Genomic DNA, 19,902 nt, shown 5'->3' on the forward strand with positions numbered 1-19,902 from the left:
TCGACCGGCCCGGCCCGTTGGACCGCGGGGACGGCCCGGTTCCGGGTCGGCGCGGTGCGGACCCTGTGGGGGAGCGGTGAAGCCGGCGCCGTTACGCGCGCGGGCCTCGTAGCATGGCGGTCATGGTCCCGTCCCGTACGCCCCGTCGCGAGTCCCGCGATCCGCGGCTCACCGCGCTCGCCGAGGAATCCGGCTACGAGATCCTCGGCAGGATCGGCGCCGGCGGCATGGGGATCGTCTATCGGGCGCACGACGCCGACGGGAACGATGTGGCGATCAAGCTGCTGCGTCACGAGATCTCCGACGACGCCCGGGCCCGGGACCGGCTGGCGCGAGAGGTCACGGCCCAGAAGCTGGTGCGCAACGACAACATCGTGCGGATCCTGGACGCGGAGCTCGACTCCCCGGAGGCCTTCGTGGTCACCGAGTTCATCCCCGGCCCCACCCTCGAGGATGCGGTGCGCACCCACGGCGGGCTCCATCCCGAGGCGGTGCGCGAGATCGGGCTGGTGATGGGGGAGACCCTGCGCGACATGCACGGCGCCGGGGTCATCCACCGCGACCTGAAGCCCAGCAACGTGATGCTGCGCGGCGCCGCCGAGCATGACCTCGCCGGCTTCGACCCCGCGGGCGACCGCCTGGACCCCGTGATCATCGACTTCGGCATCGCGATCGCCGCCGAGGAGTCGCGCCTGACCTCGACCGGACTGGTGATGGGCACCGCCGCCTATCTCGATCCCGAGGTGATCCGCACCGATCAGGCCGGGGAGGCCGGGGACTGGTGGGCCTGGGCGGCGCTGCTGTCCTTCGCGGCGACCGGCCGGGAGCCCTATGGCAGCGGCCGTGCTGATCTGGTCTTCCTGCGGGCCGAGCGGGGGGAGATCGACGTCGAGGGCGTCCCCACCGAGCTCGCGGACTGGTTGCGCGCGGCGCTGCACTCGGATCCCGCGCACCGTCCCGAACCGGTCCGGATGCTCGAGCAGCTCGCGGCCCTGGATCTCACCCGCTACGACGATCCGGGCGACACCGAGCTGCTCGACGCCGTCGGCCGCACGGCCGTGCTGCCGGTGGCCGTGTCGGAGGGCACGGCGTCGGAGTCCTCGCCGTCGGACGCCACGAGCTCGGGCGCCTCGATCTCGCACACCACGACGCCGACGCCCGTCGCCGAGGATGACGGCCCGCGCACCGAGGTCCTGCCCGCCGTGGGCACCCCGCCCGAGCAGCCCACGGAAGCACTCCCGCGGATCACCACGCCGGAGGAGCCGGTCACCGAGGCGCTGCCGGTGACCGGAGCACCCACCATGGCGCTGCCCGTGGTGCCGCCCTCCGGTGGGCCCGCCGCGCCGCCGCCGCAGCAGATGCCGGATCCGCGCCGCTCCCCGGTCACGCAGCCCGTAGCCCAGCAGCATCCTGCCCAGCAGCATCCTGCCCAGCAGCGGCCACCGGTGCAGCAGCATCCCGCCCCGCAGTACGGCTACGGCCAGCATCCGGATCCGCAGGTCCGTGCCCAGCAGGAGATGCAGGCGCGTCAGCAGTGGGCACCGGAGTACCCGCCAGCGGCCGGTGAGCCGCCGGCCGCCCACGGACCGTGGCCGGAGCCCCCGCCGCGGCGGCCGCTGCTGGTGTGGATCGGGCATCTGCTCATCGTGTGCCTCGCCGGGATCGCTCCCTATGCGTCCCTGGTCGTGCTGCTGCTGCTGGGCGCCGCCGCCCGCACCTGGGAGCGCTCGCACCGCAGCGTGACCACGCAGCGGATGCGCGGCGCGACCGGGTCCGGACCCAGCTGGCGCGTCGGGATGGCCAGCCCCTTCCGCTTCGTGCTGGGGCTGTTGGAGATCGCGCTGCAGGCTCTTCTGCCGCTGGTCCTCGGCGTGCTCGTGGGCATCGCCGTCGATGCGGGCTGGACCCTGCTGCGGGGCACCGCGCCTCCGGATGGCGCCCCCTTCGCCCTCGCGATCGCGATCACCCTGCTGATCACCTGGGTGGGCCTCGGAAGCGCCACCACCCGCAACGGCGCGCATCGGATGCTCGACGCCGCCGCACCGGATCGGCTCTGGGGCGCGGTGGTGCTGGTCCTGCTGCTCCTGCTGCTGGCGGCGGTGGTCTCCACGCTGCTGGCCCGGGAGGGGATGGTCGACTACTTCCCCTTCACCGGCGGACCGCGGCTCGAGGACATCGCTGTCTGGCGGCGGTGAAGCTCCGGGGCGCCCCGTCCCCGGCGTGCGGAATGCCACCCTGAGCACACAGACAGAGACCGTTAAACTCTCACCGACCCCTCATCCACTGCAGCCCATCCGGGGCGAGGAGATTCCATGGCCGCGTCCGGTCCGTCCAAGTCAGCTCAGGAGCGCCGGGAGGCTCAGCGGGAGGTGCTGCGCAAGCAGCGCCAGGCAGAGCTCTCCCGCCAGCGCACCGTGCGCACGATCGTGATCGCCGTCGTCACCGTGATCGCGCTCGCGCTGCTCTCCCTCGGCGGCGTGTACATCTACCGGGCGATGCAACCGGCCGGGCCCGTCGCCGTGCCCGAGGGGATGAGCGAGGACCAGCCGTACCTGAGCTTCGGCGCCCCCGAGGAGTCCGGCAAGCCGGTCCTCGAGATCCACCTGGACTTCATCTGCCCGGTCTGCGGCCAGTTCGAGCAGATCAACGGCGAGGACCTCCAGACGATCGTCGACAACGAGGAGGCGACCGTCCACATCGTGCCGCGGCGCTTCCTGGACGCTCGGTCGACCACCGGTGACTACTCCTCCCGCGCGGCCAGCGCCTTCGCGGCGGTCTACGAGCAGGACCCCGGCGCGGCCTGGAGGTTCCAGCAGCTGCTCTTCGAGAACCAGCCGGCAGAGGGAACCGCGGGCCTGACCGACGAGCAGCTGTGGTCCTTCGCCCAGGAGGCGGGCGCCGACGAGTCGGCCAAGGCCGCCGTCGACGGGAAGACGTACGTGCCGTGGGTCCGACAGGTCGCCGAGCCCTACGGCGCCGACAAGGCCAGCGGAACGCCCTACGTCGAGATCGACGGCACCCAGCTCGAGGACTGGAGCGCGCCGGGCGCGCTGCGCGAGACCGTGCTGGAGGCCGGCGGCTCCTCGGCCTCGGATGCCGGCGGGGCCTCCGACGGCGGCGAGAGCTGAGTCGAGGTCCTACACTTTCCGGGACCGGTCGATCGCTCGGCCGGTCCCGCCCGCTGGAGTGGCGCAACGGTAGCGCACCTGTCTTGTAAACAGGTGGTTGCGGGTTCGATTCCCGTCTCCAGCTCGAAGAAACAGCCCTTCACCTGCGAGAACATCCCTGAGGATGGTCGCTGGTGAGGGGCTGTCGTGCTCCTGCGGGGAGCTCCTGCGGGGTCAGAGCGTCTCGTAGGTCGCCCGGTTCACCATGAACCCCTTGCCGGTCATGGTGTTCCAGCAGGTCATGCCGTCGAAGCGGCTGGTGCAGGCCATATCGCCGTAGGTGGCGCTCTGGTCGTACTCGAGGGTCTCGGCCGAGTCGCTGAGGTAGGACGAGCCGCAGTCCGCGGTGGCCTCGCCCTCGGCGACCATGATCGAGAACGGCCCGTCCGAGCAGTCCTCGAGCCCGGCCTCGCTGAAGTCGCGGTCCACGACCGAGCAGGCCACCGAGTCCTCCTCCAGCAGGCACGTGATGTTGCCGGTGGGGGAGCTCAGCGCGGTCATCTCCTGCGCGTCGTCGGGGGCGGGGGAGACGGGGTCCTGGCTCGGGGTCTCCTCGGTCGCCTCCTCCGACGGCTCCTCGGTGGGTGCCTCCTGCGCCGACGTGGTCGAGCTGTCGCGCTGGTACTGCTCCTCGTCACCGCCGAGCCAGGCACGGCCCGCCAGAGCCGCGACGATCACCAGCAGCAGGGCCAGCACCAGGCAGCCGCCGCAGGCCCAGAGGGCCCGGACTCGCGTGCGGGAGCCGTCGTCATCGGTCTCCGTCGTACTCCCGGCGAAGCCCGGTGCGGGAGCGGGTGCGACGGCCGGCCCGCCCGGAGCCGGTGAGGCGCCGCGAGGTCCGGGCGCCGCGGGGGCGGCGGAGCTCGCGGCGGGCGCCGGGGTGCTCTCCGGCGCGCGCGGCGCAGGAGGCGCTGCCGGGGCCGGGAACGCGGTGGGAGCCGTCGGTGCGGGCTGCGGGGTCGCAGCGGTGGACGAGGCCGCAGGGCCCAGCGGCACCACGCCGGCATTCCGGGCGATCCTCACGGAGGAGGCAGGGGCGGCATCCGAGCCGCTCGACGCCGAGGGCGTCCCGAGGTCGCCCCAGACCGAGACGGCGTCGCGGTCCTCCTCGTCCTCCTCGGCGCCGGCGCCGGGCTCGGGGTCGGTCGCCGGAGCGAGGCTCTTCTCGTAGGCCTGCTTCGCCCACGGGTTGGTCGCCAGGATCCACTGGCGGGCCACCTCCGGGCACGACGGATTCAGCACGATCAGCTTCTGCAGCTGGGGGTGCTTCTCGGTGAGCTCGAGCAGGCGCTCCGGGCTGGTGCTCGGATCGCCGGCCTCCTCTGCCGCAGATCGGGGCTCTGCCACCGCATTCTCCCTTCGCCGCACGCCGCGCCGTCGGCGCCGTGCGCGCACCGGCTCCGTGCCGGGGCGTCATGTCGACAGTCGAGAATGGCACACGGCGCCGGGACGGTGCAGTCCGGCCCGTCCTGCGGCGGAGGCAGATCACGCCTGACCGGACGCGGCGACATGCGGTCGAGCCGTGGGGAGTGCACCCCATCGGTGCTGGTCAGGGGTGTTTCACACGGCTCGATGGGGATCTGCGCACACGCGCCCTCCCCGGGGAGCGCGGCTCACGGTGCCAGGTCACACGGGAGCCGGTTCGCCCGGTGCCGCCGGGGAGTTCTCCCCATGTCCATGGACCCGGGGTCTCGCTACTGTCGACCACTGAGCCGCGCAGGTGCCGCGGACGTTCATGGGAGACGGTGCCGGAGGTGCCGCGAGGGAGAGGGCGACGTGATCATCTGGCGAGGCTGGGGGTTCCTGGCAGTCGTGTACATCGGGCTGTGCGCGGCGTTCTTCGGAGGGCTGATCGGTGCCTCGCTCCTGCAGTCCTCGACGGCGGCGGGGCCGCTGGCGGGCCTGGGCATCCTCCTCGGCGGGGCGCTGACGGCGCTGCACGGCTGGTACCTCAACGTGCTCCGCCCCCGGACGCGGGCGGACCAGTGGGAGGAGGCCGAACGGCCCCGTCTCGAGGACGCGGCGGACCGCGGCGCGCTCGTGGTCGGCAACACGCGGCCCAGCAGTCCCGAGGAGGCGGCGCAGATGATCGAGTCCGTCATCGCCGACGGCCGCCGCACGCTCGGCCGTCACGGCCCCCATTCGGTGTTCTGGATCCCGATGGAGATCATCGGGATCCTGGCGATGGTGGGAGGGGTCATCCTCGCCGGTGCGACCCTCGTCGGCGCTCTCACGGGCTGAGGGTCCGCCGTCAGCTCTCCGATGAGGGCGGCTCCTCCGCCCCGATCACCGGCAGCGCGGTGGTGACCGTCATCGGCTCGCCGTCCGGATGCAGCGGGCGCACCTTGAGCCAGTAGTAGCCGTGCCCGCCGAGGGTGATGGTCAGTGCGCCGTCCTCGCCGATCGGGGGGAACTCGTGGCCGCCGAACAGGTCGCGCACGGTGCGTCGGGCGAGGCCGCCCGCGTCGAGAGCGGTGGTCACCGGCTGCGCGGACAGGTTGAACACGCACAGCAGCGTCTCGGCGTGATGCTCTGCGTCCTCCCCGTGCTCGGCGCCGTCATAGGTGCGGGTGAAGGCGAGCACCCGCTCCGAATCCGCGGGGATGCCGCGGTAGGCGCCCATGCCGAAGGCCTCGTGCTCCTTGCGCACCGCGAGCATCCAGCGCACGAAGTGCAGCAGGGAGCTCGAGTGCGCCATCTGCGCTTCGACGTTGGTGGTGGCGTAGTGGTAGACGAGGGACTGGATCACCGGCAGATACAGCTTGCCCGGATCGGTGATCTCGCTGAAGCCGGCGTTGCGGTCGGGCGTCCACTGCATCGGGGTGCGCACCGCATCGCGGTCGGTGAGCCAGATGTTGTCGCCCATCGCGATCTCGTCGCCGTAGTAGAGGAACGGGGAGCCGGGCAGCGACAGCAGCAGGCCGTGGATCAGCTCGAGCTCGCCGCGGGAGTTGTCCAGCAGCGGGGCCAGCCGGCGACGGATCCCCACGTTCGCCCGCATCCGGGAATCCGGTGCGTACCAGCCGAGCATCGCCGAGCGCTCCTCGCCGGTGACCATCTCGAGGGTGAGCTCGTCGTGGTTGCGCAGGAAGGTGCCCCACTGGGCGCCGGTGGGGATCTCCGGGGTGTCCTCGAGGATGTCGATGATCTGTCGGGCGCTGCCCTCTCGCAGCGCGTAGAACAGGCGCGGCATCACCGGGAAGTGGAAGCACATGTGGCACTCGGGCCTCTCGTCGGAGCCGAAGTAGTCCACGACGTCCGCCGGCCACTGGTTCGCCTCGGCGATGATCACCCGGCCGGGCCAGTGCTCGTCGACGAAGGTGCGCAGCTCGGCGAGGAAGTCGTGCGTGGCCGGGAGGTTCTCGCCGTCGGTCCCCTCCTGCTCGAAGAGATAGGGGATGGCATCGGCCCGGAAGCCGTCGATCCCCTTGTCCATCCAGAAGCGCACCACCTCGAACATCGCCTCGCGGACCTTCGGGTTCTCGAAGTTCAGGTCCGGCTGGTGGGAGAAGAAGCGGTGCCAGAAGAACTGCCGACGCACCGGGTCGAAGGCCCAGTTGGACTCCTCGGTGTCCACGAAGATGATGCGGGCCTCGGAGTAGAGGGAGTCGGTGGCCGACCACACGTAGAAGTCGCCGTAGGGGCCCTCGGGGTCCGAGCGGGACTCGAGGAACCACGGGTGCTTGTCGCTGGTGTGGTTCATCGGCAGGTCGATGATCACGCGGATCCCGCGCTGGTGCGCCTCGGAGACCAGGCGCTCGAAGTCGGTGATCGAGCCGAACTCCGGCAGCACCGACTCGTAGTCGGAGATGTCGTAGCCGCCGTCCCGCAGCGGAGAGGCCATGAACGGAGGCAGCCACAGGCAGTCGATGCCCAGCCACTGGAGGTAGTCCAGACGCTCGATGAGGCCGGTGAAGTCGCCGGTGCCGTCCCCGTTCCCGTCGGCGAAGGCGCGCACCAGCACCTCGTAGAAGACGGCCTTGCGATACCAGTGGGGGTCGTAGTCGACCCCTGGTCCCTGCGGCGTGAACTGTGCGGCGTTCAGGGGCATCGGATCCTCCACGGCGGTGACAGGGACGAGCGCTCGACGTGGCACCACAGTAGCGGCCTCCGTACCATGACGGTGGACGCCGCGGGCAGTGCGGCCCGCGGGCCGCAGCGGTCCGCGGGCGCTCGCCGCCCGTGGCGAGGAAGACAGGGGGCAGGGCATGGGGATGCCGCAGGGCGCAGGAGCGCCGCAGCCGTGGCAGGGAGGTCCGACGCAGCCCGGACCGGGAGAGCCGCCGAGGCGGTCCCGCGCCGGGCTCTGGGTCGGGCTGGCCTGCGTGCTCGTCGTGCTGGTGCTCGGCTTCCTCGCCGTGACCGGCGGTGTGGTCTATCTGGCCACCCGCGGCGGCGAGGACCCCGCCGCGTCCCCCACCACGGACGCCGTAGAGCTGGCGACCTTCGAGCACGACTACTTCACCTTCGACTACCCGGCCGGCTGGTTCGACCTCAGCGATGCCGAGACGCTCGAGGGCACCGGGGCGGTGGTGCAGCTGGGCGATGAGGACATCCCCCCGGACGCGTTCGACGAGTTCGCCCCCCAGAGCATCGTCGTGTACGTCTACGACTCCCAGTACCAGGCCGTCGGGGCCTGCCGGTCCCAGGCGGTGTGGAACGGCTTCGCCTGGGACGAGGCCGAGGATCCCGAGGAGCTCGAGCCGGTCACCCTGGGCGGCACGGCGGTCCCGGCCCACCGCACGCTGGGCACCCACGACGGTCAGGACGCGGTGGCGGAGATGTACTGCGCCGACGCCGGCACGAACCTCGTCCAGATCGTCGTCGAGACGCACGGGGCGAGCGAGCTGTCCCCCGAGGTGCGCGCGCTCCTGGAGACCTGGACCTGGCAGGGCGCGGCGGCCTGAGGGACGGCGGCGCAGTGCATGACGGGCGGCCAGCCGCGCAGACGCGCAATCGAGCAGGTGCGCAGACGCGGCTCGGCTCAGTCGGGAATCCGCCAGTCGATCGGCGCCGCACCCTGCTGCTCGAGCAGCGCGTTCGCCTGCGAGAACGGACGCGAGCCGAAGAACCCGCGGGAGGCCGACAGCGGGCTGGGATGCGCGCTGGCGAGGTGCGGCACCTCGCCCAGCAGGGGGATCAAGGACTGCGCGTCCCGACCCCACAGGATCGCCACCAGGGGGCCGCCGCGCTCCACCAGTGCGCGCAGCGCATGCTCGGTGATCTCCTCCCAGCCCCGTCGGCGGTGCGAGGCCGGTGCGCCGGGCATCACGGTGAGCACACGGTTCAGCAGCAGCACGCCCTGGTCCTGCCAGGCGGAGAGGTCGCCGTGCGAGGCGCGAGCGATCCCGAGATCGCTCTCGAGCTCCGTGTAGATGTTGCCCAGGGAGCGGGGGAGCGGCCGCACCTCGCGGTCCACCGCGAAGGAGAGACCGATCGGATGCCCCGGCGTGGGGTAGGGGTCCTGGCCCACGATCAACACGCGCACCTCGGACAGCGGCCGGGTGAAGGCACGCAGCACCTGGTCGCCGGCGGGCAGGTAGCCGCGGCCGGCCGCGGTCTCCGCGCGCAGGAAGTCGCCGAGGCCGTGGAGGCGATCCTCCACCGGGGCGAGCACCGCCGCCCAGTCGGCGGCGAGGGTCTGGGGGAGCGAGGTCGGCATGCGCTCAGTCTCCCATCCGCTCCGCGCAGCCGGCTCGGTGACCCGGCTCCCACCCTCGTCGTGCCCTCGGCGTGCCGGCGGCGCGCCGCGACCGACGCCGCCCCGAGCGCCCGTACCCTCGTGGCATGCCCGCCGACCCCGCCCCCGCTGTGGACCCCGCCGCAGCCGAGCACGACGCCGTCGAGCCCTCCGCAGCCGATGGACCCCCAGCCGACGCGGCCGAGGGGATGTCCGATGCGTCACTGCCCGGGCCCCAGGGCGGTCTGAGCGCACAGGACCGTCGGATCCTCGCGCTCGAGGGCCGCACCTTCCGGTATGTGGGCGCCAAGGAGCGGGCCATCCGCGAGGAGCTCGGGATCTCCAAGGTCGCCTACTACGTGCGGCTGAACTCCCTGCTCGACGAGCCGGCGGCGCTGCGTGCCGCCCCGTCGTTGATCCATCGGCTGCGCGGCCGACGGACCTCCGAGGACGGCGCCCCGGAGGGCGCCGGGGCCGCCGAGGGGACCCACCGCGTCGCCTGAGCCTCGGGGCTCCAGGGCGTGTGCTCCCGCGCGCAGTCCGGCAGAGCAGGTTTAATGGGGCCGTGGCTGATTCCCAGTATCCGTACCCCCCGGACCGTTTCGATGACGAGGCGGACGCCGTGTCCTTCCACGGCGCCCACCGCGCCGAGCTGCCGTTCTGGCGGGAGAACCTGCTGTACATCATCATCATCGGCGCTGCCGTGGTGCTGCTGGTCGTGCTCCTGTTCTTCATCGGCGGCATGGGGGGCTCGGGCGACGACCGCGCGGACGACCCCACCACTGCGGCCTCCGAGAGCGAGGCGGCCGAGGGCGAGGCGACCGAGTCCGAGGCCGAGGAGACCTCGGCGGCAGAGGCGGACAAGTCCACGCCGGTGCTGGTCGTCAACGCAGGAGGCATCAACGGCCTGGCCGGCACCTGGCAGTCCGCGCTCGAGGGCGACGGCTGGGAGGACGTGAGCCTCGCCACCGCGGACAACGCCCAGCAGGAAGCAGTGGTGTTCTACCGCTCCGAGGAGGACGCGGGGACCGCCCAGGCGCTCGCCGACAGCGTCGGCGCCGGTGAGGCGCGTCAGAGCGACGAGTATGACGCCGCCGTCACCTTCGTCGCGGTCTCCGAGCCCGGCGAGGACATGGGCGGCGAGGGCGAGGGCTGAGCGCCCTCCGAATGCCCGTCGCTCGTCCGCTGACAGCGCAGGGTCAGCACTCCCAGAGTTAGCACTCTCCCCCTCCGAGTGCTTATGATGATCTGGCACTCGGGGAACGAGAGTGACAGCGCGTCTCGCGCAGCTCTCCCGGACCCCGTGGGCATGATCGGCCGGCGGTCCACCGCCTGGTCGGCCACGAACATTCCGGCCCCGTGAGGGTGTCGTCGCCGTGGGACATGAACACGGCGGTGGCGCTCGTCCGTCGCGGGCACAGGGCCGGGTGGACACCACACCACACGGGAGAGATTCCATAATGGCCAAGCTCATCGCATACGACGAGGAGGCCCGGCGCGGCCTCGAGCGGGGAATGAACCAGCTCGCTGACGCCGTCAAGGTCACCCTCGGCCCCAAGGGTCGCAACGTCGTGCTCGAGAAGTCCTGGGGAGCACCCACCATCACCAACGACGGCGTGTCGATCGCCAAGGAGATCGAGCTCGACGATCCCTACGAGAAGATCGGCGCCGAGCTGGTGAAGGAGGTCGCCAAGAAGACCGACGACATCGCGGGCGACGGCACCACCACCGCCACCGTCCTCGCCCAGGCCCTGGTCAAGGAGGGCCTGCGCAACGTCGCCGCCGGCGCGAACCCGATCGCGCTCAAGCGCGGCATCGACCAGGCCGTGGCCGCGGTCTCGCAGACCCTGCTCGCGCAGGCCCACGAGATCGAGACCAAGGAGCAGATCGCCTCCACCGCCGCCATCTCCGCGGCCGACCCGGCCATCGGCGAGCTCATCGCCGAGGCCCTCGACAAGGTCGGCAAGGAAGGCGTGATCACAGTCGAGGAGTCCAACACCATGGGCCTCGAGCTGGAGCTCACCGAGGGCATGCGGTTCGACAAGGGCTACATCTCGCCCTACTTCGTCACCGACGCGGACCGCCAGGAGACCGTGCTCGAGGATCCCTACATCCTCCTGCTCTCCTCCAAGGTCTCCTCCGTCAAGGATCTGCTGCCGCTGCTGGAGAAGGTCATCCAGTCCGGCAAGCCGCTGGCGATCATCGCCGAGGACGTCGAGGGCGAGGCCCTCGCGGTGCTCGTCGTCAACAAGCTCAAGGGCTCCTTCAAGTCCGTGGCCGTCAAGGCTCCCGGCTTCGGCGATCGCCGCAAGGCGATGCTGGAGGACATGGCCATCCTCACCGGTGGCCAGGTCATCTCCGAGGAGGTCGGCCTCAAGCTGGAGACCGCGGGTCTCGAGCTGCTGGGCCAGGCGCGCAAGATCGTCGTCTCCAAGGACGAGACCACCCTGGTCGAGGGATCCGGCGACGCCGAGCGCATCGCCGCTCGCGTGTCCCAGATCCGCGCGGAGATCGAGAACTCCGACTCGGACTACGACCGCGAGAAGCTCCAGGAGCGCCTCGCGAAGCTGGCCGGCGGCGTGGCCGTCATCAAGGCCGGCGCGGCGACCGAGGTGGAGCTCAAGGAGCGCAAGCACCGCATCGAGGATGCCGTGCGCAACGCCAAGGCCGCTGTGGACGAGGGCGTCGTCGCCGGTGGCGGCGTCGCGCTGCTGCAGGCCGGTGCGGACACCTTCGGCAAGCTCACCCTCGAGGGTGACGAGGCCACCGGTGCCAACATCGTCCAGGTCGCCATCGAGGCCCCGCTCAAGCAGATCGCGGTCAACGCCGGTCTCGAGGGCGGCGTCGTCGCGGAGAAGGTCAAGTCGCTCCCCGTGGGCGAGGGCCTGAACGCCGCGACCGGCGAGTACGAGGACCTCCTCGCCGCCGGCATCATCGACCCGGTCAAGGTCACCCGCTCCGCGCTGCAGAACGCGGCGTCCATCGCGGGCCTGTTCCTCACCACCGAGGCCGTCGTGGCCGACAAGCCGGAGCCCGCTCCGGCCGGCGGCGGCGACGACATGGGCGGCATGGGCGGCATGGGTGGCATGGGCGGCATGATGTGATCCGCCGCCGGTCGACGTGCTGCGAGCTAGCGAGCGGCAGGAGACCGGTACAGGGATTCCCGCCTCACGGCTGACTCCTGCCGCTCGTACCCGAGCGCATGACGGGCCCCGATCCTCTCCGGAGGGTCGGGGCCCGTCGTCATGTCCGGGGGATCGGGGGTCCGGCCGGCCGTTCGTGACGCGCCTGCGCCGTCCAGCCCGCCGCGCGGTCCATGACCGTGCGGTGCAGGTCCTCGAAGGCGGCATCGGCGTGCTCCTCGTCCCCCGTCACGAGCAGCTCGGCCATGAGGCCGCGGAGCGCGCTGAGCACCCAAGCGGACATCGCGGCGGCCTCGTCCGCCGGGCAGCCCGCGCGCGCGACCCCTGCCGCGAGAGCCTGCGCGCGTTCGCCCATCGAGCGCGCGACGGCGGCCCGGACCGCGGTCTCGGAGTACATCGAGATGCCGGTGAGCTCGACGAAGAGCCGCACGTGCTGCCGGCCGTGCGGGGTGCGGGCCCGCTCCCAGATGTCTCGCAGGGGATCGGGGCGATTGTCTGCCTCGAGGTCGGGCAGGCTCAGGGCGCGGGCGATCGCCGCGTCGACGACCTCCGCCACGAGCGCCTCCCGATTCGAGAAGTGGTGCAGCAGCGTCGCATGGCTGATCCCCACCGATCGGGCGAGGGTGCGCAGGGACAGCGATCCGACGCCGTGCTCGAGGACGTGTGCGGTCGCCGCGGCGACGATCTCGCCGCGACGGTGCTCGAAACGGCGACGTCGGCCGTCGATGTGATCGGTCATGTCCCCCGTATACCACCGGATGCCGATCGCGGGACACCCCTGGCATCTGCCTATACCGATCGGTAGAGTCACTTCTGGCGCGATGCAGCGCCCCCGGGACCGCCGGGCCATCCTCCCTCCACGAGCCACCGAGGAGACGTCATGCACACACGCACCCGTCAGGTCAGCGCTCTGCTGGCAACCCTGATCGTCATGCTGGGAACCCTGTCGCTCACCCAGGCCTCGGCCCTGGCCGACAGCGGGCACCAACGGGGTCCCGATCCCACGCAGCAGAGCATCGAGGCCACGCGCGGCAGCTTCGACATCGACTCCACCAGGGTGTCCTCGCTGAGGGTCCGCGGCTTCGGCGGCGGCACCATCTATTACCCGACGTCCACGGCGGAGGGGACCTTCGGGGCGGTCGTCATCTCTCCGGGGTACACGGCGGGCCAGTCGAGCATCGCGTGGATGGGCCCCCGCTTCGCCTCCCAGGGCTTCGTGGTCTTCACGATCGACACCAACTCCCGCTACGACCAGCCCTCCTCGCGAGGCGATCAGCTGCTGGCCGCCCTGGACTATCTCACCGACAGCAGCGCCGTCAGCGACCGCATCGACCCCCAGCGCCTGGCCGTGATCGGGCACTCCATGGGCGGGGGCGGGACCCTCGAGGCCGCGAAGGATCGGCCCGAGCTGAAGGCCGCCGTGGCGATGACCCCGTGGAACCTCGACAAGTCCTGGCCGGAGATCTCGACCCCCACCCTCGTGGTCGGCGCGCAGAACGACTCGGTCGCCTCCGTGCGCACCCACGCCGTGCCGCTGTACGAGGGGATCCCGGAATCGACCGACAAGGCCTACCTGGAGCTGCGTGGCGCCTCGCACCTGGCGCCGAACCGTTCGAACACGAGCATCGCGAGCACCAGCATCGCCTGGCTCAAGCGATTCGTGGATGACGACGTCCGCTACGATCAGTTCGTCTGCCCCGGACCGCAGACGGGCCTCACCTGGAGCGATGCCAGGTCCACCTGCCCGTTCTGACCCCGCGTCAGCCGGCGGTGACGCGCGCGGCAGGAGGTGATCCCGCCTCAGGGATGACTCCTGCCGCTCGCCCCGAGCGTTCGACGGGCCCCGATCCTCTCCGGAGGGTCGGGGCCCGTCGCTGTGCTCGACCGGGCACGATGTGTTCATGACCTATGAGCTCCAGGAATCGATCATCGTCCCCGCCACCACGCAGGAGGTCCACGCGCTGGTCAGCGACGTCACCCGCACGGGGGAGTGGAGTCCGCAGTGCCACCGCTGCGAGTGGGAGGACGAGCGGCGCGGGAAGGGCGCCCGCTTCGTCGGGCACAACCGCACCCCGCAGCGGGAGTGGGAGACGGTCTCCGAGGTGATCGCGGACGTCCCCGGTGAGCACTTCGCGTGGTCCGTCGGCCCGGGCCGCGCCGAGTGGGGGTACCGGATGCGTCCGGTCGACGGCGGCACCGAGCTCACCGAGTACACGCGCACCACGCCGTCCTTCGAGGCGGTCTTCGCCGAGCGGTACGGAGATCGCGCGGAGGAGGAGATCCAGGTGCGCCACGAGGCCGCGCGCACCGGGATCCCCGCCACGCTCGAGGCGATCCGGGGCGTGCTCGCGAACGGCTGAGTGGCCGCACCCACCCGAGGCCGCCGAGCAGCCGACGACGCCCGTCCACCATGGCTGGACATCTGGATCTACGTATTCCGTGAGGGGAGACGGAAGTGGAATGTGGGGCCGCCCTGGGGCGGCGTCGTCGGCGAGGCTTGCGCGTCGACGCGCAGGGAAATCGGCAGTCATTGCAAAGAGTCGGCTGTCACCTGCGGCGATGGTCGAGAACTGCAGAGGGCGCCCAGGGTTCGACGGTGCTCAAGGATAGTTTCCAGGGCGTCCGGCATTGAGTCGGAAGGTGACCTGGGTTAGTGTATGCGTATGCACATGAGTTCACTGGACAAAGAGCTGCTCGGAGCGCGCGTCCGCGTCGTCAAGGAATCCGGCGTCCCGGATCGTTCGGCGCAGTCGGATCCCGAGGTGGAGGCGACCGTCTCCCGGATGCTCTCCGAGATCGAGGCCGAGGGCATGGATGCCGTGCGCCGCTACGCGCGCGAGCTCGACGGCGACCGCTCCGACAGCTTCCTGATCAGCTCCCCGCAGCTCGAAGCGGCGGGCGAGGAGCTCCCCGAGAGCCTCCGCGAGGCCCTCCGTGCGGGGGCCGAGCGCACCGGACGGTTCGCGACGTTGCAGCGTGAGCGGCTGCTCGACTTCGAAGAGGAGGTCGTCCCCGGGGTGGTCTGCGGTCAGCGGCACATCCCGGTCCAGAGCGTGGGCGCGTACCTGCCAGCGGGCCGTTTCCCACTGCTGGCCAGTGCCTTCATGACTGTCGGCGTGGCGGGCGTCGCCGGGGTGCCGAACCTCGTGGCCTGCACGCCGCCGAGCCGGGACGGCGTTGCGCACCCCGCGGTGCTCTACGCCGCGCACCTCTCCGGGGCCGAGCAGGTCTACGCGCTCGGAGGGGTCCAGGCGCTCGCCTCGATGGCCTTCGGTCTGCTCGACGCACCGCCGTCGGACCTGATCGTCGGCGCCGGCAACGCCTATGTCGCCGCCGCGAAGCGGCAGTTGTTCGGCCAGGTCGGGATCGACGTGCTCGCCGGTCCCTCCGAGGTGGCGGTCATCGCCGACGACTCCGCCCCCACCGAGATGGTCGCCGCCGATCTCCTCGGACAGGCCGAGCACGGACCGACCTCGCCCGCGTGTCTGGTGACCACCTCGGAGCGGATCGCCGCGGAGATCGAGGAGGAGATCGCACGCCAGCTGGAGGGGCTCGACACCGCGAGCATCGCCGGTGCCGCCTGGCGGGACTTCGGCTCCGTTTACCTCGCCGAGGACCGGCGTGCCGCCGTCGACATCATGAACCTGCTCGCTCCGGAGCACCTCGAGGTGCTCGCCGAGGACCTCGACTGGTATCTGGAGAACCTCACGAGCTACGGCTCCCTCTTCCTCGGGCCCTGGTCCACGGTCGCCTATGCGGACAAGGGGATGTCCGGGACCAATCACGTCCTGCCCACCGGCCGCAACGCGCGCTTCACCGGCGGGCTGTCCGTGGCGGGCTTCATGAAGTGCGTGACCTACCAGCGCGCGACGAAGGAGGCCACGGCGACACAGGCCGAGCCCGTCGTGACCATCTCGGAGTTCGAGGGGATGCCCGCGCACCGGGACTCCGCCGCGCTCCGCCTCCGCATGCTCCGCTCCGGCTGACCGCCGGGCACTCGATGTTCCGGGCCGCACCCGCGGTTCGCCGTCTCACAACGCAGTGAAGGACAGCGACATGACAGTGCACTCCATCCTCCCCTCCGCCACCCGCCGCGCCGCTCTGGCGGGGCTAGGCCTGGCAGGGCTCGCGGGCCTCACGGCCTGCGGGGCCGGCTCCCGCAACCCTGCCGAGCAGGCGGCGAAGGTCGCCTGCGAGGTGCCGCAGCCGGACTCGGCCGTCACCATCAACGTGCTCGCCTACAACTCCTCGTCGATCGACCCGTTCACCAATACGCTGGTAAACAGTTGCACGTCGGGGAACATCACGCTTCGGCACGAGCCGATCGACTTCGCGGGACAAGTGCAGCGCACCCAGGCGACGCTCGCGGGCGAGACAGGCACGTACGACATCATTGAGACGTACAGCTTCGTGATCCCCCAGTTCGGGGACGAGGGCACTGTCGTCGGCCTGAACCAGTACCTGGAGGAGTTCGGCGAGGCGTACGGTCTCGACGCGCTGAGCGACGCGATGCTCGAGGCGATGACCTACGACGGCGAGCTCTACGCCCTGCCGATGCAGGCGCAGATGCACCTCATGGCGTACCGCCAGGACATCTTCGATGAGCTGGGCCTCGAGGCGCCCGCCACCTTCGAGGAGCTGAGAGCGGCGGCAAAGGCGATCCAGGAGGCGGGGGAGATCGAGCACCCGATCGCCATGCCGCTCAAGGCCGATGCCGATCTCGCCACCGCCTACGACATGGCGCTGGGCAGCCTTGGGGTGGATATGACCGACGCGGAGGGGACGACGGGGAACTTCGACGCCCCCGAGGCCGCGCAGGCCTTCGAGGAGCTGATGTCGCTCATCCCCTACATGGATCCGGAGGTCACGACCTTCGACCAGCCGTCCGTTCAGCAGCAGATGTACAACGGCACAGCCGCCATCGCGATCATGTTCTCGGGGCGCATGAACGACCTCACCATGGAGTCGAACACCGAGCTCGCTCCGCAGTTCGCGTTTGCCCCGCCGCCCACCGTCGTCGAGGGCGGGCACTACTTCGCCTCGCTCTCCGTGGACGGCTGGTCGATCCCGACCAACGCGTCGACTGACAAGGCCTCGCTGTTCCAGATGATCGCCTCATCGCTGAGCGAGGAGGCGTCCCGGGAGGCCGTTCCGGCCGCGTACCCCGCCCGCGAGGGCATGGTCGACGAGGACTCGAGTCCGTACGCCGTCGCCGCGAACACGACGATCGAGGACGTCCCGCCCTCGGAGCCGTACCCCTGGACGGCAGAGCTCACGAACGCGATCACGCCGCTCATCGCGAGCGTCTTCCTCGAGCAGGTCTCCGTCGAGGACGGCCTGTCCCAGATGCAGACCACGAGCGCGGACCTGCTGGCCGCGTACTCGGGCTGAGCGCCGGAGCGCGACGATGGCGAAGGAAGGTGACGCATGAGGCGTCGGGAGTACGCAGTGCTCGTCGCACCCAGCATGATCGTAATGTTCGGCCTCCTGGCCCTCCCGCTGCTGCGCACGCTCCAATGGAGCTTCCAGCGCGTGGACTACGGGCAGCCGGGCACCTGGGTCGGGCTGACGAACTACACCTCCGCGCTGGGGGATCCCCGGTTCCTCCGGGCGATCGGTTTCACGATCGGGCTCACGGCGGCCACGTTCGTGGTGGTGGTGCTGATCGCATACGTGCTGGCGGTGCTGGTGAATCAGCTCGGTCGGATCCGTCCGCTGGTGCTGGGAACGCTGCTGGTGAGCTACGTGGTCCCCCAGGTGATCGGGGCGACGATGTTCGGATGGCTGTTCAACCCCAGCTTCGGCGGGGTCGCGAACCATCTGCTCACGCTGGTGACCGGCGAGGACGTCCTATGGCTCACCGAGGCCTGGCCCAACCGTCTGCTGCTGCTCCTGTCCGTGGCCTGGGGCCTGATCCCTTTCGCGATGCTCGTCATACTCGCAGGTCTGCAAGGAGTCCCAGAGGAGATGCTCGAGGCCGCGGAGCTCGACGGCGTCTCCACCCTCCAGCTCCATCTGAAAGTCATCGTCCCGACCATCCGGGGCGTGCTCGGCTTCGTCTCGCTGATCCTGATCATGGATGTGCTGCGAGTCTTCGATCAGCTCATTCCCCTGTCCCCGCAGGCGGTCCAGATCGGGAACGAGTCCGCGATGCTTTACATCTACAACATCGCCTTCCGCGACGGCGGCCAGCAGCTGGGGCTGGGCAGCGCCGTCAACATCCTCCTGATCGTCGTCATCTTCATCCTCCTGCTCCCGTTCCTGCGCGGAACGGCGAAGGAAGGGGCCCGCGCATGAGCTCGACCCGTCCCGCGAGGCAGAGGAACGCGGCCTCAGGGCGCCGACGGCGCGCAGGCGGCGCAGGAGGAGTGAAGCGCCTGCTGATCGGCATGTTCCTGCTGCTGTTCTGCCTGATGATGCTGTCCCCGGTGCTGTGGACGCTGGCGTCGGTCACCAAGCCGACCAACGTCGCCTTCCTGAACCCACCCGTCTTCACCTGGATTCCCACCCTGCAGGCGTTCGTCGACCTGTGGCAGACGACGAACTTCTACCTCGACCTCCTCAACACCGTCATCGTGGCGGTCGCCTCGACGATCGCCGCGCTGGTGCTCGGGATCCCGGCGGCGTACGCGCTCTCGCGCTTCCCCGGCTGGATCTCCGCCCTGCTCCTGGTGGTCGCCCTGATCTTCCGCGCGCTGCCGCGGTTCTCGATCCTGCTGCCGATGTATGACCTCGCACAGCAGCTGGGCATCTACGACACCCGCTTCGCGGTGGGGGCGGCGCTGGTCGCGATCAACCAGCCGTTCTCCATCTGGCTGCTGCGCAACTTCTTCGCCGAGATCCCGAGCTCCCTCGACGAGGCGGCGATGATCGACGGATGCAGTCGCTTCCAGACCCTGCTGCGCGTGATGATCCCGCTCATGGGGCCGGGGATCCTCACCGCCGGGATCTTTATGTTCCTGTTCGCGTTCCAGGAGTACCTCACGGCCGTCATCCTCAGCAACGTCGACGCCCGGACCGTCCCGGTGTTCATCGCGACTCAGCTGGGCCAGACTCTGCCCATGCTCCAGCAGGCGGGGGCGGCGTCGGTGCTGCTCACGCTGCCCGTGATCGCCTTCGCACTGATCGCGCAGAAGTACATGGTCGCCGGCCTCAACGCCGGATCGGTGAAGGGATGAGGCGTCAGCGGGGGAGGAGCCGACGGTGACCGCGGAGATCCCCGTCGTCCTCCTGCCGGGGATGAACTGCACCCCACGGCTCTGGGCGCCCGTCCTGCCCGCGCTGCGGGGGCGCACCGTCCACCACGGCGAGCTCCTCGGTGCCTCGCTCGAGCAGTGCGTGGAGAACCTGCTGGCCGTGCTCCCGGAGCGCTTCGCCCTGGCGGGGCTGAGCCTCGGAGGGATCGTCGCCATGGCGCTGCTGCGCACGGCGCCGGAGCGCGTCGACAGGCTCTGCCTGCTGGACACGAACGCTCGCGCGCCCGAACCCGTGCAGCTCGCGGCCTTCGCGCGTCAGCGCCGGAGGCTGGCGACCGGCGCCAGCGCTCAGGAGGTGCAGAGGGAGCTGCTGGACGTGCTCGTCCATCCTCGGCATCTGTCCCGGCTCGGGCGCGAGGTGGTCCGGATGGGGGAGGAGACCGGCGTCGACAGCCTCGCCCAGCAGTACGCGATCCAGGGCACGCGCCGGGACGAGCGCGATCATCTGCCCGGCATCGGGGTTCCGGTCTCCGTCGTTGCGGGCCGGGACGATGCGCTCTGTCCGCCGGAGCGGCACGAGGAGATCACGGCCCTGGTGCCCGACGCCACCCTCCGGCTCATCCCGCGCACCGGGCACCTGTCCCCCCTGGAGAGCCCGACCGAGGTCGCGAAGTCGCTGGTGGCCTGGTTGGAGCGCTGAGAGCACCCCTCCGGGC

Annotated in this window: 18 protein-coding genes and 1 tRNA gene; 15 read left to right on the forward strand and 4 right to left on the reverse strand. The window is 70.8% G+C overall.

Annotated elements, in window-relative coordinates; translation table 11 throughout:
* Window positions 1-113: 113 nt before the first annotated feature.
* The 3 genes from VF289_RS11840 to VF289_RS11850 all read left to right on the forward strand — a co-directional run bounded on the left by VF289_RS11840 (window position 114) and on the right by VF289_RS11850 (window position 3,252).
* A complete protein-coding gene (locus VF289_RS11840; protein ID WP_414644474.1) occupies window positions 114-2,195 on the forward strand; it encodes a serine/threonine-protein kinase in 2,082 nt (693 codons plus the stop codon).
* Between the two features lie 117 nt (window positions 2,196-2,312).
* Window positions 2,313-3,128: a DsbA family protein gene (locus VF289_RS11845; RefSeq protein ID WP_330884092.1), complete on the forward strand. Its 816-nt coding sequence runs from the start codon at window positions 2,313-2,315 to the stop codon at window positions 3,126-3,128.
* 52 nt (window positions 3,129-3,180) lie between these two features.
* Window positions 3,181-3,252, forward strand: a tRNA-Thr gene (locus VF289_RS11850).
* 89 nt (window positions 3,253-3,341) lie between these two features.
* Here VF289_RS11850 and VF289_RS11855 read toward each other — a convergent pair.
* On the reverse strand, window positions 3,342-4,514 hold the full coding sequence (locus tag VF289_RS11855; protein WP_330884093.1) for a hypothetical protein: 1,173 nt from the start codon (window positions 4,512-4,514) through the stop codon (window positions 3,342-3,344).
* A 429-nt stretch (window positions 4,515-4,943) separates the two neighbouring features.
* On the opposite strand from VF289_RS11855, the gene VF289_RS11860 reads away from it, so the two are divergent.
* The gene (locus VF289_RS11860; RefSeq protein ID WP_330884094.1) at window positions 4,944-5,408 is read left to right on the forward strand and encodes a hypothetical protein; all 465 of its coding nucleotides are present in this window, start codon (window positions 4,944-4,946) and stop codon (window positions 5,406-5,408) included.
* 10 nt (window positions 5,409-5,418) lie between these two features.
* On the opposite strand, the gene treS is transcribed toward VF289_RS11860, so the two are convergent.
* Window positions 5,419-7,218 (reverse strand): maltose alpha-D-glucosyltransferase, encoded by a 1,800-nt coding sequence (treS, locus tag VF289_RS11865; RefSeq protein ID WP_330884095.1) that lies wholly within the window; start codon window positions 7,216-7,218, stop codon window positions 5,419-5,421.
* 157 nt (window positions 7,219-7,375) lie between these two features.
* On the opposite strand from treS, the gene VF289_RS11870 reads away from it, so the two are divergent.
* Window positions 7,376-8,074 carry a hypothetical protein gene (locus tag VF289_RS11870; protein ID WP_330884096.1) on the forward strand — a complete coding sequence of 233 codons (699 nt, stop codon included), beginning with the start codon at window positions 7,376-7,378 and terminating at the stop codon, window positions 8,072-8,074.
* A gap of 77 nt (window positions 8,075-8,151) precedes the next feature.
* On the opposite strand, the gene VF289_RS11875 is transcribed toward VF289_RS11870, so the two are convergent.
* Window positions 8,152-8,829, reverse strand: coding sequence for a uracil-DNA glycosylase (locus VF289_RS11875; RefSeq protein ID WP_330884097.1), 678 nt, complete (start codon window positions 8,827-8,829; stop codon window positions 8,152-8,154).
* 125 nt (window positions 8,830-8,954) lie between these two features.
* On the opposite strand from VF289_RS11875, the gene VF289_RS11880 reads away from it, so the two are divergent.
* The 3 genes from VF289_RS11880 (at window position 8,955) to groL (ending at window position 11,951) form a co-directional block, all read left to right on the forward strand.
* On the forward strand, window positions 8,955-9,350 hold the full coding sequence (locus VF289_RS11880; protein WP_330884098.1) for a DUF3263 domain-containing protein: 396 nt from the start codon (window positions 8,955-8,957) through the stop codon (window positions 9,348-9,350).
* A 62-nt stretch (window positions 9,351-9,412) separates the two neighbouring features.
* Window positions 9,413-10,003, forward strand: a complete 591-nt coding sequence (locus tag VF289_RS11885) for a LytR C-terminal domain-containing protein (protein WP_330884099.1) — start codon at window positions 9,413-9,415, stop codon at window positions 10,001-10,003.
* Window positions 10,004-10,307: 304 nt separating this feature from the next.
* Window positions 10,308-11,951, forward strand: a complete 1,644-nt coding sequence (gene groL / locus VF289_RS11890) for a chaperonin GroEL (RefSeq protein ID WP_330884100.1) — start codon at window positions 10,308-10,310, stop codon at window positions 11,949-11,951.
* Window positions 11,952-12,090: 139 nt separating this feature from the next.
* Here groL and VF289_RS11895 read toward each other — a convergent pair whose 3' ends face one another.
* Window positions 12,091-12,729 (reverse strand): TetR/AcrR family transcriptional regulator, encoded by a 639-nt coding sequence (locus tag VF289_RS11895; protein WP_330884101.1) that lies wholly within the window; start codon window positions 12,727-12,729, stop codon window positions 12,091-12,093.
* Window positions 12,730-12,870: 141 nt separating this feature from the next.
* On the opposite strand from VF289_RS11895, the gene VF289_RS11900 reads away from it, so the two are divergent.
* The 7 genes from VF289_RS11900 (at window position 12,871) to VF289_RS11930 (ending at window position 19,886) form a co-directional block, all read left to right on the forward strand.
* On the forward strand, window positions 12,871-13,743 hold the full coding sequence (locus tag VF289_RS11900; RefSeq protein ID WP_330884102.1) for an alpha/beta hydrolase family protein: 873 nt from the start codon (window positions 12,871-12,873) through the stop codon (window positions 13,741-13,743).
* A 148-nt stretch (window positions 13,744-13,891) separates the two neighbouring features.
* Window positions 13,892-14,350 carry an SRPBCC family protein gene (locus VF289_RS11905; protein ID WP_330884103.1) on the forward strand — a complete coding sequence of 153 codons (459 nt, stop codon included), beginning with the start codon at window positions 13,892-13,894 and terminating at the stop codon, window positions 14,348-14,350.
* 309 nt (window positions 14,351-14,659) lie between these two features.
* Entirely contained in the window at window positions 14,660-15,976 is a 1,317-nt protein-coding gene (gene hisD, locus VF289_RS11910; protein WP_330884104.1) for a histidinol dehydrogenase, read from the forward strand.
* Between the two features lie 70 nt (window positions 15,977-16,046).
* Entirely contained in the window at window positions 16,047-17,381 is a 1,335-nt protein-coding gene (locus tag VF289_RS11915; protein ID WP_330884105.1) for an ABC transporter substrate-binding protein, read from the forward strand.
* Window positions 17,382-17,417: 36 nt separating this feature from the next.
* Complete coding sequence (locus VF289_RS11920) at window positions 17,418-18,287, forward strand: sugar ABC transporter permease (RefSeq protein ID WP_330884106.1); 870 nt, start codon at window positions 17,418-17,420, stop codon at window positions 18,285-18,287.
* A 71-nt stretch (window positions 18,288-18,358) separates the two neighbouring features.
* Window positions 18,359-19,168 carry a carbohydrate ABC transporter permease gene (locus VF289_RS11925; RefSeq protein ID WP_330884107.1) on the forward strand — a complete coding sequence of 270 codons (810 nt, stop codon included), beginning with the start codon at window positions 18,359-18,361 and terminating at the stop codon, window positions 19,166-19,168.
* A gap of 25 nt (window positions 19,169-19,193) precedes the next feature.
* Window positions 19,194-19,886 (forward strand): alpha/beta hydrolase, encoded by a 693-nt coding sequence (locus VF289_RS11930; RefSeq protein WP_330884108.1) that lies wholly within the window; start codon window positions 19,194-19,196, stop codon window positions 19,884-19,886.
* Window positions 19,887-19,902: the final 16 nt, after the last annotated feature.

The organism is Brachybacterium sp. (genome assembly GCF_036379615.1).
Classification (GTDB): domain Bacteria; phylum Actinomycetota; class Actinomycetes; order Actinomycetales; family Dermabacteraceae; genus Brachybacterium.

Excerpts from the sequence above, each read along its gene's own strand:
- VF289_RS11840 (WP_414644474.1), top strand. The coding sequence starts at position 114 with ATGGCGGTCATGGTCCCGTCCCGTACGCCCCGTCGCGAGTCCCGCGAT.
- VF289_RS11845 (WP_330884092.1), top strand. The coding sequence starts at position 2,313 with ATGGCCGCGTCCGGTCCGTCCAAGTCAGCTCAGGAGCGCCGGGAGGCT.
- treS (WP_330884095.1), bottom strand. The coding sequence starts at position 7,218 with ATGCCCCTGAACGCCGCACAGTTCACGCCGCAGGGACCAGGGGTCGAC.
- VF289_RS11870 (WP_330884096.1), top strand. The coding sequence starts at position 7,376 with ATGGGGATGCCGCAGGGCGCAGGAGCGCCGCAGCCGTGGCAGGGAGGT.
- VF289_RS11875 (WP_330884097.1), bottom strand. The coding sequence starts at position 8,829 with ATGCCGACCTCGCTCCCCCAGACCCTCGCCGCCGACTGGGCGGCGGTG.
- VF289_RS11880 (WP_330884098.1), top strand. The coding sequence starts at position 8,955 with ATGCCCGCCGACCCCGCCCCCGCTGTGGACCCCGCCGCAGCCGAGCAC.
- groL (WP_330884100.1), top strand. The coding sequence starts at position 10,308 with ATGGCCAAGCTCATCGCATACGACGAGGAGGCCCGGCGCGGCCTCGAG.
- VF289_RS11895 (WP_330884101.1), bottom strand. The coding sequence starts at position 12,729 with ATGACCGATCACATCGACGGCCGACGTCGCCGTTTCGAGCACCGTCGC.
- VF289_RS11900 (WP_330884102.1), top strand. The coding sequence starts at position 12,871 with ATGCACACACGCACCCGTCAGGTCAGCGCTCTGCTGGCAACCCTGATC.
- VF289_RS11905 (WP_330884103.1), top strand. The coding sequence starts at position 13,892 with ATGACCTATGAGCTCCAGGAATCGATCATCGTCCCCGCCACCACGCAG.
- hisD (WP_330884104.1), top strand. The coding sequence starts at position 14,660 with ATGAGTTCACTGGACAAAGAGCTGCTCGGAGCGCGCGTCCGCGTCGTC.
- VF289_RS11915 (WP_330884105.1), top strand. The coding sequence starts at position 16,047 with ATGACAGTGCACTCCATCCTCCCCTCCGCCACCCGCCGCGCCGCTCTG.
- VF289_RS11920 (WP_330884106.1), top strand. The coding sequence starts at position 17,418 with ATGAGGCGTCGGGAGTACGCAGTGCTCGTCGCACCCAGCATGATCGTA.